This window comes from Herpetosiphonaceae bacterium, assembly GCA_036374795.1.
GTDB lineage: Bacteria > Chloroflexota > Chloroflexia > Chloroflexales > Kallotenuaceae > LB3-1.
In genome coordinates this window covers 1-16,649 of record DASUTC010000351.1, presented here as the reverse complement: position 1 = coordinate 16,649, position 16,649 = coordinate 1, and the positions used below count along the sequence as shown (strand labels likewise).

The following is a 16,649-nucleotide window of genomic DNA, read 5'->3' as shown; positions in this document are numbered from 1 at the left end:
CGCCGCGCTGACATGTAGCAAATCCGCTAGCTTCCGACCTGTGATCGCTGCGCCTCGCGCTTTGTCGCCTGGATATGCTTGGTCGTCACCGAGAGCGCATAGACCGTGATGCCCGCGTGCCGAGGCTCGTAGGCGGGATAGCCCTCGATGATCAAAACATCGTCGGGAGCCTTAATCGCCTCGGACACCTTGTTCCACTGCTTTTTCGCAACCAGCACCAAGTATTTGGTCTGCTGCGGCGGCGCGGGCAGGTTCTTTGGCAGCGGAGGAGCCTTGTCGTTGATCAAGCCAAAAATCGTTACATCGCCCCGCTCGACCACCTGCGAGGGACGCCCAATCACCGTTATCTTCACCGTGCTTGCCTTTCCGTAGTGTCCGGTTAGCTCCTGTAAAACCTGCGGTAGATCCGTCAGCGGCTTGGCTGCACGCTTTTTCCGACGTGGCCGCTGGTCGGCTGGTCGCTTCTGCTTTGGAAAGACCTTGCGGCGCTGTGCGCTGGTAAGGCGCTTGCGTACTAGATAGAAGAAGACGCCGCCAGTGGTACGCCGCCGGTTCTTCTTCTCCAGAAGCATGCCGCCCTGCGCCTCGATCACCTGTGTCTCACGCAGCAGCTCGTCGGCAAAGTCCACGCCCAGGATCTCGACGATGTTCCGAATCTGCGAGACTGGCTTGGGCGCTGTTTCGCCAAGCGCTTCGGCCAGACGCGCTACGTGTTGCTCGATGTCATGTGGTTGTTCGCTCATGCGTCTATTTTCGCAGCGTGCCCGACGATCGTCAAGCGGAATTTTCGGGTCCTAGCGCGGCGTTCAGCGGGCCGAAACGTGTCGCATCGCGCGTAAAACTGAGCGATCTCAAGAGCGTCTGACAGTGGATCGTGGTAGCTGAGACTGGACGAGCAAGTGCACAGGCGAACATCGAGCGCCGCGCAGCGCGATCGTCGGCCAGGCCGTGGACTCGCCCTGCGTGCGATCTTAGCGCTCCACCTGCCACTCGACCAGCGCAGCCGCAACCCAGGTCGGCGGCGGCTGGCGGTATAGCTCGGTCGCGTCGCTGTAGGTCAGGTCCACAATCCGCCCACGCATCGGGCCGCGCAGGTAGCGCAAGACCTGCCCGGCGTCGCGGGCGTCGCTCTTGGCGCGCAGGCAGTGCTGATTGTAGCCCCAGTAGTCGCCCCGTGCCAGGATTTCGAGGCCCTCTTCAATCGTCCGGCGCGCCAGCTCTAGCCCGCCAGCGTCGGGCGGCAATGCCTGATCGGGCGGATCGCCGTAGCCCAGGCCGTGGTGAAAAGCGTCGGCGGTGGAAACGATCACCGCGTCCTCCGCCAGCCGGGCCAGCTCCTCGATCCCCGGCAGCAGGTCGGGCCTGCCAGCCGCCAGGAATGGATAGCGCTCGATCACGTCGGGACCTCGAATGCCGCGCCGTTTGGTTTCGGCGGCCCAGAAATGGCGAAACGTCAGGAGCGCGTGGTCGCCGCGCCACTCCTCGCGGCCAGCGATGCCAGGACCCTGAATGCCCCAGAACGGCCACTGCGCCGGGTCTTCGCCTGCGGCCACGCGGATACGCGCGCGTTCCATCTCGCTCGTAAACGAGTGCAGGACGCTGATCACGATCACTCGATCCGCGCCGCTGTCGAGGCAGGCGTGGACCGCCGCCGCCGTGTGATGACCACAATCCAGTGGGTTGGTGTGCGGAAAGACGACGACGCCGCCAGACCGCAGCGTCGGCGCGAAGTCCCACTGCCGCGCCATGTCGAGCCGCTCCAGCGTGCCGCGCTCGCCCAGCTCCTCATGCTCAGCCTGGTAGAGCGCGTGAATCTCCTGGCGCAGCTTCTCTAGATCGAGTTCCATCGTCCGCTCCTCTCGACCGATGTCGTCGAGTCGTGCCCTGCTCGACGCTTACGACGGCATCCCCTGCCGCCGCAAGGCGTACGACATGCCTGCCTGCAAATCGGCAAAGGTGATGATGCCGCGAATATCGATGCCCAACTGGATGATCGTCTGCGCAATCTCTGCCCGAATTCCTACCAGGACCACCTGCGCGCCCAGCAGGCTGGCCGCCTGGGTCAGGCCGACGATGTGATTCGCGACCAGCGTATCCACCACGGGCACGCCGGTGATGTCTACCAGCATGATCTCGGCCTGCGCGCGTCCAATGCTTTCCAGCGCCGCCTCGGTGATCCGCGCCGCGCGGGCCTCGTCGATCGCGCCGACGAGCGGCAGCAGGAGCACGCCGTGGTAGATCGGGACGATCGGCGAGCTAAGCTCACGAATCAAGGCGCGCTGTCGCTCAAGCTCGCTCGTCTGCGCGATCAGATCGCCCTGAAGGGCCTGATAGACGCTACAGAACGCGCCAAAGTACGACCGCTGGTAGGCATGCAGGATGTCTTCGACGGCGCGCACATCCTCCGGTGTCCAGGGCGGCGCGCTCTGGAGATAGGTCGTCAGATAGTCCCAGACAAACGACCGCATGCTCATAAACGCCAGCAGCATGCCCTCTACCGAAAAGCGCAGGTTCGCGCGTCGCTCGCCGACCTCGCTGGCATACGCCGTGACCGGCCCCTGGTCGTCGTCGATGATCCCGTTGGCAATGACGAGCAAGGCCCGTCGAATGGAGACGCGGCGCTGCTCATACTCGTCGATCGCGAAGTTCTGCCTGGTGACATCCGCATTTCTCGCGAGTTCTTCAATCTTCTGATCCAGGTGATCGCGGAAATATATCCCAAAGGCGGAAGACTGTGCGGTCATAACCCCTCCATAGCTGAGGCGCATGCTCCCGACTATGCTGGGCAAGGAGACGCTGGGTGCGCCGGGTGAATTGTATACCTCTTTTGAACCCTTCGCAAACGAGCAGGTGCTCCTTGCCATGAAAAGCGCCATGATCAGGTTGCGGGCGGTGGTATCATGGCTGCGGAATCCGGCCTTGAGCGAGCACAGGAGGTACGTCGGTATGAGCGAGCCATTTACCCCTCAAAAAAGCGATAAATTCAGCTTTGGCCTCTGGACCGTCGGCAATATCGGGCGCGATCCGTTTGGCGAGCCGGTGCGGCCTGTTCTTGAGCTGGAGCGCATCGTCCAGCGCCTCGCCGAGCTGGGCGCGTATGGCGTGAACCTCCACGATAACGACCTCGTGCCCTTCGACGCCACGCCGCAGCAGCGCGCCCAGATCGTCAGGCGCTTCCAGCAGGCGCTTGCCGACACGGGCCTGGTCGTGCCGATGGCGACGACGAATCTTTTTACGCACCCCGTCTTCCGCGACGGCGCGTTTACGGCCTCGGATGCGGCGGTGCGTGCCTTTGCGCTCCAAAAGACGATGCGCGCGATCGACCTGGGTGTCGAGCTGGGCGCACAGGTGTATGTCTTCTGGGGCGGGCGCGAAGGCAGCGAGACGGATGCCTACCGCGATGGGCGCGACGCGATCAAGCATTTTCGCGAGGCGATTAACTACCTGTGCGCCTATGTCAAAGACCAGGGCTATAGCCTCAAGTTCGCGCTGGAGCCCAAGCCGAACGAGCCGCGCGGCGACATCTACTTCCCGACCGTGGGGCATATGCTGCACTTCATCAGCACCCTCGATCAGCCGGAGATGGTCGGCGTTAACCCGGAGTTCGCGCACGAGCAGATGGCCGGGCTGAACTTCGTCCACGCGGTGGCGCAGGCGATCGAGGCCGATAAGCTCTTCCACATCGATCTGAACGATCAGGTGATGGGCCGCTACGATCAGGATTTTCGCTTCGGCTCCGAAAGCCTCAAGCGGGCGTTCTTGCTGGTCCAGTTGCTTGAGGAGAGCGGCTACGACGGGCCGCGCCACTTCGACGCGCACGCCTACCGCACCGAGGACGAGGATGGAGTCTGGGCCTTTGCGCGCGGCTGTATGCGGACCTATCTGATCTTGAAGGAGAAGGCACGCCGCTTGCGGGAGGATCAGGAGATCCAGGGCTTGCTCGCCGAGCTGCGGCAGCAGGACGCCGCCTACGCCGGGCCGGGCGTGGACGCGGGCTACTCGCGCGATCATGCGCAGACGCTCAAAGCTCACTTGTTCGATCCTGTGGCCCTGGCGCGACGTGGCCGCCGCTACGAGGAACTGGATCAGTTGGTCGTCGAGCTGCTGCTGGGCGTGCGCTGATCAGTCTGACGTACAGGGGTGGTTGCGGAGCGAACTTACTAAAATCGAGGTACTATATATAAGTAAGGATATGATCGACATGTCCTGATGATAGTACACGGCTCGCTACGAGCCGAAGGAAGTCTGGTTATGCTCGATACCATCCAGCCTGAATACGCGATCCGGGGGATTCATCACATCACCCTGGTCTGCTCCGACGCCCAGCGTACCGTTGATTTCTATACGCGCCTGCTCGGTCTGCGGCTGGTCAAACAGACGGTCAACTTTGACGATCCAGGCAGCTACCATCTCTACTTCGGCGATGAGCTGGGACGGCCAAGCACGATCGTGACGTTCTTCGAGTGGCCGCATGCGGGCCAGGGCCGCACGGGGATCGGCGGTACGCACCACTTCGCGCTGCTGGTCGAGACGCCAGAGGCGCAGTTGAAGTGGAAGCGCTGGCTGACCGATCAGGGCATTGCCGTGGATGGCGTGTACGATCGAACCTATTTCCGCTCGATCTATTTCCGCGATCCCGACGGCGTGATCATCGAGATTGCGACGCGCGGCCCTGGCTGGAGCGTCGACGAGGCTCCCGATCACTGGGGCGAGCAGGAGTTTTTGCCGCCGCCCGATCGCACGATTCGGCTGCGCGACGAGGAGCGCATTCGCGCCGAGACATGGCCGGAGCCGGTGACGGCGATCACGCCCGATATGCATCTGCCGGGGCTGCACCACATCACCGCGTTCGCCAGCGACATCGAGCGCACCGCAGTATTTTACGAGGAGCTGCTGGGCATGCGGCTGGTCAAGCGCACGGTGAACTTCGACGATCCGAGCGCGCCGCATCTCTACTTCGCCGTGCCGGACGGGCATCCCGGCAGCGTGATTACCTACTTCGGCTACGGCGGGCGGATGCGCGACGCGCAGATCGGCACCGGGCTGACGCATCACTTCGCGCTTGAGGTGCCGTCGGATGAGGCGCAGCAGTTCTGGCACGAGCGGCTGATGCGCGCCGGGCTGCGGCCAACGCCCCGGCTCGACCGGCAGTATTTTCGCTCGATCTATTTCCACGATCCCGACGGACACATTCTGGAATTGGCGACGACGCAGCCCGGCTTTACGCTCGACGAGCGGCCCGAAGAGCTTGGTCGGCGGCTCAAGCTTCCGCCCTGGCTTGAGGAGTCGCGCGCCGCGATCGAGGCTGGATTGAAGCCGCTGCATGTTAGCACGATCGGCGCGACAACCGGAGGAGACGACCGATGACGCAGAGCACATCGCACCCCGACCTTGGCCTGGTCTATCAACTGCATCTGCCGACCACGCCGCCGCCATCGAATGGCTACCCGGCGGTGGTGGCGATCCACGGACGAGGCAGCAACGCGGGCGATCTGATCGAGCTTGCGCCGTACTTCGGTGCGGACTGGCTGACGATCACGCCGCAGGCACCGTTCGAGCTGGGCTTCGGCTACCACTGGTACGAGGTGCTGCGAGTCGGCGATCCTGAGCCGCGCGGCTTTGGGCAGAGCATCGAGCGGCTGCGGCAATTCGTGGCGAAGCTGCCGACCGCCTATCCGGTCGATCCGCAGCGCATCGTGCTGATGGGCTTTAGCCAGGGCGCGGTGATGAGCTTTGCGCTGGCCCTGACCAGGCCGCAGGACTACGCCGGGATCGTCGCGATGAGCGGCTATATCGCGCGCCAGACGCAGCAGGAGGCCGATCGGGAAGCGCTGACCGGCTTGCCGATCCTGATCACGCATGGCACCCGCGATCCGGTGATTCCGATCGACTTTGGCCGCCACGCGCGCGATTGGCTCGGCGGCACGTCCGCGCAGGTGGAGTATCACGAGTACGGGATGGGCCATCAGGTCAGCGAGGCCAGCCTGAACGATGTGATCCACTGGCTGCACCAGCATAAGGACGTGCCACAGCGCGCTCAGGAGTCGGGTTGATCGAATCGCGCGATTGTGAAATGATCACGGGCGTGCCATCGGCACGCCTTTTCGTACTCAAGAGGAACACCTATGCCGTACATGCTTGGCCTGGATGTTGGCACCAGCGGCGCGAAGGCCGTGGTCGTCGCCGATGACGGACGAGTGATCGCCACGGCGACCGAAGAATATCCGCTCTCGACGCCGCAGCCATTGTGGAGCGAGCAAGATCCGGCGGACTGGTGGCGCGGCAGCCAGGCCGCGCTGCGCCGCGTCGTCGCCGAGAGCGGCGTTGCTGCGGAGATCGTCGGGCTGGGGCTGACCGGCCAGATGCACGGCGCGGTCTTTCTGGACGAGCGCGATGCTGTGATTCGGCCCGCGCTGCTGTGGAACGATGGCCGCACCCAGGCGCAGTGCCACGAGATTACCGCCCATGTCGGCGCGGAGCGGCTGATCGCCATCGCCGGGAATCCCGCCCTGACCGGGTTTCAAGCGCCCAAGGTGCTGTGGCTGCGCGAGCACGAGCCGGAGCACTACGCCCGCGTTCGGCGGCTGCTGCTGCCCAAGGATTATATCCGGCTGCGGATGACCGGCGAGCACGCCAGCGATGCGTCGGATGCCGCCGGGACGCTGCTGCTCGATCTGCAACAGCGCGATTGGTCGGGTACGATCCTCGATGCGCTGGAGATTCCGCGCGACTGGCTGCCGCGCGTCTATGAAGGTCCGGACGTGACCGGGCGGCTGCGCGCCGACGTCGCCGAGGCCCTGGGGCTGACCGCCGGGCTGCCGGTGGTGGCGGGCGGCGGCGATAATGCGGCGGCGGCGATCGGCACGGGCATCATCCGCGAGGGCGCGATCAGCGCGTCGATCGGCACCAGCGGCGTGCTCTTTGCCCACAGCGATACGATCCGGCTCGATCCGCAGGGACGGCTGCATAGCTTCTGCCACGCTGTGCCAGGCGCGTATCACTTGATGGCGGTCACGCTCAGCGCTGGCGGCTCGCTCCAGTGGATGCGCAACACACTGCGTGCGGTCGCTCCCGACCTTGGCTACGATCGGCTGGTGGCGCTGGCGCAGCAGACGCCGCCGGGAGCGGAAGGGCTGCTGTTCCTGCCTTATCTTTCGGGCGAGCGCACGCCGCACCGCGATCCGCTGGCGCGCGGCGCGTTCGTCGGGCTGACGCAGCGCCACACGCTGGGGCACATGGCGCGGGCGGTGATGGAGGGCGTGGTCTTCAGCCTGCGCGACGGTCAGACGATCATGGCTGAGCTTGGATTGCCGCTCGGCGAGGTGCGCGCGATCGGCGGTGGTGCGCGCAGCACCGTGTGGCGGCAGATGCAGGCCGATATGCTGGGCACGCCGATCGTCACGATGCGGGCGGAGGAGGGTCCGGCCTTCGGCGCGGCGCTGCTGGCGGGAGTCGGCGCGGGGCTGTACCCCGATGTGCTGTCCGCCGTCGAAGCCGCCGTCGCCACAGGCGAGATCATCAGGCCACAGCCTGAGGTCCTGCACACGTACGATGAGCTGTACGCGCTCTATCGCCAGCTCTACGGCGCGCTCAAGCCCACGTTCAGCGCGCTGGCTCAGGCGGGTTGATCTTGGGTGCATGCGGTGCGCGGGAACCAATCGCGCCTCAGACTCGTGCCCCAATGCCACCTCTTGGCATATACGGTAATCTGCCGCACATTCGCTGCCAGCGCTCTTGATCGGTCGTCTGGCCGTCGATCAGCGCTATCAGGGCCAGATGATGCGGCCCGTAGATTTTACGAGCATCACGACTTTCGCCGGTGCGTCGACGATGCCTACCGCCTTTATTTGCCCAGGGGAACGATTGTACAGATGTTTCGGGCATAGATCAGCAGGTTCCATGACCTGCTGATCCCACTTTAACCGTCTTAATCGCAAGCCCAGCCCCGCTACGATGGCGCTGGTCATCCCGACGCTTGACTCGCGCGCCTAGCTCGTCGTGCCGCGCTTTAGAGATCGGGCGCTGGCAGCCCATGCGCGCCGAGCGTGATGCCGATCTCGCCGCCGTGGTGGAGATCATGCTCGATCAGGTGCCAGATAACCCAGTAGCGCGTTATGGTGGCCGGCTCGTCAGGCCCCTCGCCCAGATAGGTCTGCTGCCAGTCGTCTGGCGTCCAGCGGCGAATGGCCTCTTGCATCCCCTGCCATGTCGTCTCCAGCCCGGTCACGAGCTCAGCCGCGCTGCGTGTCGGCATTTCTGGTCTGTCCCACGCTCCAAGGGTCGCGAAGGCATCGCCGCCCTCATTCATCAGCAGATAAAACCAGCGGGCACGCGCGCCGATCATATGTCTCGCTATGTCGCCGATCGAGCGCAGGTCTGGCGCGGCGCGCAGGGCCAGTTGATCATCTGTCAGCGGCGTTAGCGCGGCGATGAGTCGCGCCTGATGGGTGTGCCAGCCATCGTAGATCGTCGTCATCGGCTCCGAGAGCTCGGTCATCGATTGCCTCCGTTTTTTTGCGAGCGCTCCTGTTGCTGTCGACCGTCGTGCGCTTGCTTCGCTTAATCTGTGCAAGCTAGCGCCGATGATAGCACAGGTGTGCAAGCGCTCGATCGTGGGCATTGGCGCGTAACGCGGCAGATCGAGCCGCCCCTCCCTGGATGCTCAGCCCTGCTCCTGCAACAACCGCTCGACAGTAGCGCGGAGCGGCAGGGAAGGCACAGCGCCCTCCTGGGTCACGGCCAGCGCGCCCGCAGCGCTGGCATAGCGCAGCGCCGTCGTCAGATCGTGGCCCTCGGCCAGGCTGGCTCCGAGCGCGCCGACAAACGCATCGCCAGCGCCTACGGTGTCGACCGCCGCCACTGGAAACGCGGCGATCGATCGCTCGGCGTCGGGTGTCACCAGCAGCGCGCCCTGCGCTCCGAGCGTGACCACCACCGCTCCACAGCCCCGCGACAGCAGCATCCGCGCGGCCTCGGCGGGTGGAGCGTCGCTATCCAGTACGTGCGCGACCTCAATCGCGTTAGGCACCAGCACATCTGTCGCGGCGAGCAGCTCCGCCGGTAGCCGCTGCGCCGGAGCGGGCGTCAGAATCACCGTCGTTCCTGCGGCGCGCGCCACCTGGGCGGCGTAGAGCGTCGTCTCAAGCGGCACTTCCAGTTGCAGCAGCAGCACCTTCGCGGCGCGAATCAGATCGGCGGCCTGATCGATCGCGGCGGTCGTGAGCGCTCCATTCGCGCCTGGAATTACCACGATGCTATTCTCGCCGCCTTCTTCCACCAGAATCACCGCCGTTCCCGTGGGCTGCTCTCGGCTGGCGCGTACAAACGTCGCGTCGATAGCCTCGTCCTGAAGCGCCTGCGCGATGCGCGTCCCAAAGTCGTCCGCGCCGACGCTGCCGATCATTGCGACGGACGCGCCCATTCGCCGCGCCGCGACCGCCTGGTTCAGCCCTTTGCCGCCCAGATAGGTGCCAAACGCCGTGCCGGTCAGCGTCTCGCCGCGCTGTGGCTGGCGCGGCACGCGCGCCACCAGATCGATGTTGCACGAGCCGACGACCACGACGGAAGCTGTGGCTGTCATAGATGTTGTCTCCTTGTCGCTCCGCCTCCCGCGCGGAGTCGCTGCGCGCATTATGGCATGGATTCCGTCTGACGGGCCAGCAGCAGGCTGCTACAGCTTCCGCACAGGCCACGCGCCAAACGCGATCAGCCGCCCGATGCCACGGCTGACTATGGGCAGGCGCAGGGCCAGGCGCAGCAGACCCGGCAGCCTGAGCGGCGCGCTCGACGAGAGTGCCTGCGCGACGATCCGCCGATGAGCCAGCGCCTGGATCGCCTGGATGACTCTCGTGGGCCAGGCGCGACGACGCTGCACCGCGCGCAGCGTGTCGAGATCGAGCCGCCCGGCTTTGAGCGCGGGGCCAAGCCAGCGCGCCGCGACCACCGCATCTTGAATCGCGTAGTTGATGCCGATCCCGCCCACTGGCGACATCACATGCGCGGCATCGCCGATCAGCAGCAGCCCAGGCTTGAACCAGCGCGCCAGATGATTCGACTCGACCGAGAGCAGCGCGCCCTGCCGCCAGCTTTTCAAATCGTGGAGGCGATCGGCCACCTCCGGCGCGATCTCGGCGATCGTGCGGCGCAGCGCGGGCAGACCCGCTGCGCGCAGCTCTGGATAGCTGCCCTTGGCGATAATATAGCCGACATCCCAGTACTCGAAATGATCCATCAGCACCAGCAAGCTCTGCGGGCCGAAGCGGAACAGCGCTCCTGCCGCGTCGGGATCGTCGGGGCGGCGCGGCAGCCGAAACCAGAACACATCCATCGGCGGCGCGCTCGCGATCGGTTGCAGGCCCGCCAGCCGCCGCAGCCGCGAGAAGCGACCATCCGCGCCGACCGTCAGCAGCGCCCGCACCTCGTGCTGCCCGTCGCGGCCCTGGTAGCACACGCCGCGCACGATGCCCTGCTCCTCGATCAGCGCTTGCGCCTGCGCGCCCATGACGATCTGCGCGTGCGGGTAGTGTCGCACCTCCGCCGCGAGACATTCCAGAAAATGAACTTGCGGCAGCATCGTGATGTACGGATAGCGCGTCTTCAGACGCGAGAAGTCGGCGAATACCAGCGGCCCGCTGCCGGTCTGGAGCGTGAAGTTGCGAATCTTGACGTGGCGCAGACGGAGCACGCGCTCGGCAAGTCCTAGATCGTCCAGCACTTCCATCACCGGCGGGCTGATCGTGTTGCCGCGAAAGTCACGATCGAAATCGGTGTGCGCCTCAAGCAGCATGACCGGAACGCCCTGACGAGCCAGCAGCAGCGTCAACATCATCCCGGCTGGTCCGCCGCCGACTACGCAGCAGGCTGTCTGCCGCACGCCGCGCAGCGGTTGGAAATGCTTTTCTGTGCGCGGCTGCGTCGCGCGTCTCCGAACTGCCACAGCATCCTCTCTTCTCGATACGTCGAGATCGTTGCGGCAATTGTGCAAGCTGCGGGCCGTGGCGATGTGCGTCTTCAGATGCTTCCAGATCCGACTGAGCATAACAACCGAGCCGCCACGTGAGCATGTGCTCGCGTGGCGGCTTGGCTGTACCGATGGGGAGCGGCGCTTAGTACTGAAGGATCGGGACGTAGATGATCGACCTGGCGACGACGATCGACACCGAGTTATTGGTGGTATCGAACGCGCCTGCGCTCGACGTAACGGTCGCCGTGTTGGTAGAGATCAAACCGGCCTCGCCCGAGTCGACTCGCGTCTTGAACACGAGGATGGTCGTACCGGCCTTCCCACCCGACGCGGCGGGCACCGATACATTCCAGGTCAACGTCTGACCGCTGATGGTTGGCGCGCTGCCTGAAACCATACCCAGATACGTCAGGTTGGCTGGCAGCTCGTCCGTGACGGTCGCGTTAATCGGTGTTGTGTTGGTGTTGGCAAGCGAGATGATGTAGCGCACCTCGTCTCCGAGCCGTACGATCGAGCGGTTGGCCTCCTTGGCGATTGCGGGCTGGGCCGGGCAGACAAGGACCGCTGCGTTCTGCACGCCGTCTTTGCGCGGGATCAGGCCATCCGGGCTGGTCGCCTGCTCGATGGTGATGAGTTCGCCCCAGACCTGGCCGACCTCGACCTCGACCTCGAAGATGACCTGGGCCGCGAAAGCGTTCGCAGGCTTGGCCGGAATCGTCTGGTTAACCCAGCTCAGCGTCGTGACTCCGCTGCTGTCGGTGATGACTCGCGGCTGTGTCAGCGCACCAACGGTCTTGATATAGTTCAGGCCGAACGGCAGCGTCGCTGTGATGTTGGTGTTGGTGTACGCATGGCTGTTCGTATTGACTACGGTCAGGCGATAGTTGCGGATGTCCCCCGGCCTTGCGCAGGCAGTCTGTACGATCTCAGGCGCGATCGTGATCATCGGCTGCACGCTGACCGCTTTGGTCGAGTACGTAATCCCGGTATCGCTTTCGGTCCAGCAGCCCGCTTTACAGGTGCCGGGCGAGCCGTCGACGTAGGCTACCAGCCAGTTCTCATGGTTGCCGACGATGTTGCCCGACAACGCGATGAACTTGACCAGCACGGTCGCGTTGATCCCGATGGTTGGGATGACCCACGATAGCTTGGTGCGACCATCGGAGCGCGGCGACTGGGCTGGGTTGGTCTTGATCACGCTGGTCGCATCCATGGCGACAAAGCTAAAGCCCTGCGGCAGCATATCGTCGACGATGACGTTCGTGATCGCGGCGGCAGGATTGGCGTTTCTGATCGTCAGCGTGTACATATGCCGATCGCCCAGGCTGATCGTCGTGCGATCGACCGTCTTGGAGTATTCCAGGCGGGTGCAGCTTACCCTGGCTTTGACACGCGGGATCGGCTGGATCACCGCGTCGACGCCGGGGCTGACCTCGGCCAGGAACAAAGCCTCGTTGTCGTAGGCGGTCGTCGCGCATGGGTCCGGCATGCGCGCGATGATCACGGCCTGAAGCTGCTGCCCCGCGCCCAGGTTCACCAGCGGCCATGCCAGATCGGTCGGCGTCACAAGCTGTGGCTGCGCGTAGCCGGTGACTTGCCGCACATAGGTAAAGTCATCCAGGTAATCGTAGAGGCCCAGGCGGAAGGTTGTCGACTCGCGGTTGGTGAGCGTCAGCGTGAACTGGACCTCCTCGCCGGGACCGGCAGCGGTTTTATTGACGGTCTTTGTTATCTCGACCTGCGGATTGATCTTGACGCAGACCTCTTTGCTGGGATAGCTGATCTCCTCGTTGCCGCTGGTCGCCGTGACCCGGTTGCAGTAATCGACGTAGTACCAGCCGTTGACCTGAAGCGTGTAGCGCAGCCGGATCGTCGCACCGGCAGCCACGTACAGGTTGTTCCAGACGATCGTACCGCCCGCGCCATTGGTGAACGAGTCGGGGTCGCGGCGCGTGCCGTTGAGCGTGGAGCTGCCGACGACGTAGGCGAAGTTCGCGCCCGACTGGTTCGGCAGCAGGTCGGTGACATTGACACTCGGAGCATCGGCAACGCCGCTGTTGGTGATGTCGATCAGATACGAGAAGAGCTGGCCGCGCTGGACAATATACACATCGCCGATCATGGTCGACGGATCGGCGTCGGTGTATTTCTTCACGGCCAGACGCGGCTTCAGATCCACGTCGCCGTTCTTGGATTTGATACACGCCGCTGGCACGCCCGCGGGCGCGACGATCTGCGCCGTGCCGGTTCCGGCCTTGGTGTAGCCGCCGCGCACCCGCAGCGAGAAGGTTTTTTCGACGGGAACGGCCTTCGTTCCGGCGTTGATTGCGAAGGTCCACGTGATACGCCCACCCATCGTCGTGCCGTTGGGAGCGACTGTCGGGGCGGGATTGGCCGTTCCTGGGATGTAGAAGGCGTTGCCCTGAACGTCATAGTGCAGCACGACGTTGTTCAGGTTTTGGTTCCAGTAGTTCTGGACCGTGATCGTGATCGTCGCCTCGTTGCCGTACACCACGCTCGTCGGCTCGGCGACAACCGATTTGATCACCAGCGGCGTTACAACGTCGACGCCGGCTGCATCGCCCGACTCAAGGTAGCGATTTGCGCCGTTGAACGGCATTTCATCGCTGGTGACGTTATAGATGGTGTTGTTGAGCCTTGAGCAGTTCGTGTTGTTATCCAGCTTGCGGAACGTGACCCGATATTCGCGGAACTCGCCGGGAGCCAGGCTGGGAATGTTCCAGGTGATCGTCGTGCCCGTGACGCTGCCGCTCGGCGACGCCGACACAAACTCTCCGCCCGACGGAACCGTATCTTTGAGCACGACGTTGGTCGCGGTGATCGCATCGACGCGGCGCTGTCCGTTCACGATGTCGCCAGGCCCAGTTGCGTTGCCGATCCGAATAAGAAACTCGGCGGTATCGACGACCGGATAGATCTTCTCCGTCGTCAGCGGCGTTTTGGTCAGCACGAAGACAGGGCCGATGATCATCGTGTTGGCCGTATCCTCGCTGGTCGGCGTGCTCTGCGTGCTGCTGAGGTACAGCTTGGCTGAGCTGGCTGGCCGCGTGATCGCCTCGCCGGTCTTGGGATATTTCGCGGCATTGCTGCGCAGGCGCATCATAAAGCTGCCGTTCTGCCCGGCATTCAGCGTCGCGAGTCGCACGCGCATGGTAACGCTGGAGCCGGAGGCGGCAGGCGCGCGGATGACCTCGACCGTCGGCCCGACGACTCTGTCGGTCAGCAGGCCGCAGTTCGCGATCACCGGATCGGGCGCGGCGGGGCAGTGCTGGTACACGCCAGTGGCGGTGCTTTTGTTGACGGTGGCGTTCGACCAGACAAGATCGATCTCCACGCCTGTAACCGCCGCGCCGCCCGTATTGGTGTAGCCGTAGGTGTACGTAATGTAGTCACCTGCGCGGATCGTATCGGGCGCGGAGACATCCAGCCCCACGACGCCCTGAACGCCCAACGGCAGCGCCTCGGCAGCGCCGGGATCGCCCCCGGCTGTCGCCGTGCTATGCGTGGCAGTGGTCGTCTCGGCTTCTTCCTCCTCGGCTGCGGTCGCTTCCGCCCATGCCTCTGCAGCCGACGGCTGCGCTTGTGTCGCTGCGACGCCCTGATCGCCAAGAAGCGCGCGTGCGTTGGTGCGCGGCGGATCGCGGCGATCTTGCGTCGCGCTTGTCGATTCACTCGATACGGGTGATTGGTTCTGCGCGCGCATGGAGCCTGGGGCTAGTGATGCTGACATCACGAGCGCCAGCAGAACAAGCTGGCAGCAGACGCGAAACGGCGATGTTTTCATGAAACGACCTTTCATTACATGGGAAGAACCCAGGAGCAACCGTAGGCTGTGTAGTCGACGCCATAGATGCAGGGGAGTATGTACAACAGCATAAACGCAACATTCATGCAAACGTTACGTGTAAAAAAACCGTATAGTATTCATTGAGACGCGACGAAACACAGCCAATATGACAAAAATGGCCTCGTTTCAGCATAGCAAATCCGCTATCTTGCAGGGTCGATCGTTAGTCCTATGTGGCCGCCTGAAGTACTACTAGCGCAACTGGGACTCGTAACCAACGCGGTATGGCGATCGTCGCCTGATGGTATCCTCATCGATCGCTGTGTCATCTACTGCCACACACGCGGCTGGCTTCGTATGACGAATGTGTTTGCGACCGCGCATATAATGGAGAGCAGCAGAGCCGATTCCGGCTATGTTGACACGCATTCCTCGGATCTGTTGTATAGCTTGAAACGTGGGAGGATGACATGACACCGGCGAGCTTTCCGGACGATTTTGTGTGGGGCACTGCAACCGCAGCATATCAAATCGAAGGCGCGGTCGCTGAGGATGGCCGCGCGCCCTCGATCTGGGATACATTCAGTCACATGCCCGGCAAAACGCACAGCGGCGATACTGGCGACGTCGCCTGCGATCACTATCATCGTTGGGAAACCGACATCCAGCTTATGCAGCAGATCGGCTGTCAAGCCTATCGCTTCTCGATCGCCTGGCCGCGTGTTCTGCCGCAGGGGACGGGGCAGACCAACGCGCAGGGCCTCGATTTCTACGATCGGCTGGTCGACGGGCTGCTGGCGGCGAATATGACGCCGTTTGTTACGCTCTACCACTGGGATCTTCCCCAGGCGCTTCAAGACAAGGGCGGCTGGGCCAATCGCGATACCGTCGAGGCGTTTGTCGAGTATGCCGACGCGGTGGTATCGCGGCTGGGCGACCGGGTGACGAACTGGGTCACGCACAACGAGCCGTGGTGTACCGGGATGCTGGGCAATTTCCTGGGCGAGCACGCGCCCGGCCTGCGCGATCTGCCAACGGCGCTCCAGGTGATCCATCATGTGCTGCTCTCGCACGGTCGCGCAGTGCCGGTGCTGCGCTCGGCGCGCACGGGCACGCAGGTGGGCATTACGCTCAACCTCTCGCCGGGCTATCCCGCCAGCAAGTCGCCGGAGGATGTCGCGGCAGCCGCGCGCTTCGATAGCTTTATGAACCGCTGGTTTCTAGACCCGCTGTACGGGCGCGGCTACCCTGAGGATCTGGCCGCGATCTACGGCCCGGCGATGCCCTACATGGAGCCGCACGATCTCGACATCATCGCAACGCCGACCGATTTCCTGGGCGTCAATTTCTATTTCCCGACGGTCATACGCGCCACGTCGCTGGATGCGAATCCGCTTGGTATCGCGCAGCGCTCGACCGAAGAGGCTGCCGAGGCGGGCAAGGAAATTACGGCGATGGGCTGGGAAGTCGACGCGGGCGGCTTAAGCAATCTGCTAGTCCGGCTTCAGCGCGACTACCTGCCGAAGGCGATCTACATCACCGAGAACGGCGCGGCCTTTGACGATCAGGCGACGGACGGCAAGGTCCACGATCCGCGTCGCATCGCCTATTTGCACTCGCATTTTAGCGCGGCGCATGAGGCGCTGACCAATGGCGTGCCGCTGCGCGGCTACTTTGTCTGGTCGCTGATGGACAACTTCGAGTGGGCCTACGGCTACAGCAAGCGCTTCGGCCTGATCTACGTCGATTACGAGACGCAGACGCGCATCCTCAAAGACAGCGCGCACTGGTTTCGGCGGGTGATCGACGAGAACGCGGTGGTCGAGGCATAAGGTCGGCCCGTGAGATCATCGATCCTTAGATCTCCCCGATTGCGGC

General features: G+C 63.8%; 12 protein-coding genes. 5 read left to right on the top strand and 7 right to left on the bottom strand.

Going from position 1 to position 16,649, the window contains the following annotated elements; translation table 11 throughout:
* Positions 1 to 26 precede the first annotated feature (26 nt).
* The 3 genes from VFZ66_28405 to VFZ66_28395 all read right to left on the bottom strand — a co-directional run bounded on the left by VFZ66_28405 (position 27) and on the right by VFZ66_28395 (position 2,744).
* Positions 27 to 743: a phosphorylated adapter RNA export RNA-binding domain-containing protein gene (locus VFZ66_28405; GenBank protein ID HEX6293137.1), complete on the bottom strand. Its 717-nt coding sequence runs from the start codon at positions 741 to 743 to the stop codon at positions 27 to 29.
* A 228-nt stretch (positions 744 to 971) separates the two neighbouring features.
* A complete protein-coding gene (locus VFZ66_28400) occupies positions 972 to 1,847 on the bottom strand; it encodes a hypothetical protein (GenBank protein HEX6293136.1) in 876 nt (291 codons plus the stop codon).
* A gap of 48 nt (positions 1,848 to 1,895) precedes the next feature.
* On the bottom strand, positions 1,896 to 2,744 hold the full coding sequence (locus VFZ66_28395; protein HEX6293135.1) for an STAS domain-containing protein: 849 nt from the start codon (positions 2,742 to 2,744) through the stop codon (positions 1,896 to 1,898).
* A gap of 202 nt (positions 2,745 to 2,946) precedes the next feature.
* Between VFZ66_28395 and xylA the strand changes: the two genes are divergently transcribed.
* The 4 genes from xylA to xylB all read left to right on the top strand — a co-directional run bounded on the left by xylA (position 2,947) and on the right by xylB (position 7,628).
* Positions 2,947 to 4,122 carry a xylose isomerase gene (gene xylA, locus VFZ66_28390; GenBank protein HEX6293134.1) on the top strand — a complete coding sequence of 392 codons (1,176 nt, stop codon included), beginning with the start codon at positions 2,947 to 2,949 and terminating at the stop codon, positions 4,120 to 4,122.
* A 129-nt stretch (positions 4,123 to 4,251) separates the two neighbouring features.
* On the top strand, positions 4,252 to 5,367 hold the full coding sequence (locus VFZ66_28385) for a VOC family protein (protein HEX6293133.1): 1,116 nt from the start codon (positions 4,252 to 4,254) through the stop codon (positions 5,365 to 5,367).
* Entirely contained in the window at positions 5,364 to 6,053 is a 690-nt protein-coding gene (locus tag VFZ66_28380) for an alpha/beta hydrolase-fold protein (protein ID HEX6293132.1), read from the top strand. The genes VFZ66_28385 and VFZ66_28380 overlap by 4 nt, the downstream gene beginning before the upstream one ends.
* 72 nt (positions 6,054 to 6,125) lie before the next feature.
* Positions 6,126 to 7,628, top strand: a complete 1,503-nt coding sequence (xylB, locus tag VFZ66_28375; protein HEX6293131.1) for a xylulokinase — start codon at positions 6,126 to 6,128, stop codon at positions 7,626 to 7,628.
* 380 nt (positions 7,629 to 8,008) lie between these two features.
* On the opposite strand, the gene VFZ66_28370 is transcribed toward xylB, so the two are convergent.
* The 4 genes from VFZ66_28370 to VFZ66_28355 form a co-directional block, all read right to left on the bottom strand.
* Entirely contained in the window at positions 8,009 to 8,497 is a 489-nt protein-coding gene (locus tag VFZ66_28370; protein HEX6293130.1) for a DinB family protein, read from the bottom strand.
* 165 nt (positions 8,498 to 8,662) lie between these two features.
* Positions 8,663 to 9,580 (bottom strand): ribokinase, encoded by a 918-nt coding sequence (rbsK, locus tag VFZ66_28365; protein ID HEX6293129.1) that lies wholly within the window; start codon positions 9,578 to 9,580, stop codon positions 8,663 to 8,665.
* 90 nt (positions 9,581 to 9,670) lie between these two features.
* The gene (locus VFZ66_28360) at positions 9,671 to 10,936 is read right to left on the bottom strand and encodes an FAD-dependent oxidoreductase (protein ID HEX6293128.1); all 1,266 of its coding nucleotides are present in this window, start codon (positions 10,934 to 10,936) and stop codon (positions 9,671 to 9,673) included.
* A 169-nt stretch (positions 10,937 to 11,105) separates the two neighbouring features.
* Positions 11,106 to 14,768 (bottom strand): hypothetical protein, encoded by a 3,663-nt coding sequence (locus VFZ66_28355; GenBank protein HEX6293127.1) that lies wholly within the window; start codon positions 14,766 to 14,768, stop codon positions 11,106 to 11,108.
* 473 nt (positions 14,769 to 15,241) lie between these two features.
* Here VFZ66_28355 and VFZ66_28350 point away from each other — a divergent pair, with 473 nt between their 5' ends.
* Entirely contained in the window at positions 15,242 to 16,603 is a 1,362-nt protein-coding gene (locus VFZ66_28350) for a GH1 family beta-glucosidase (protein HEX6293126.1), read from the top strand.
* Positions 16,604 to 16,649 lie beyond the last annotated feature (46 nt).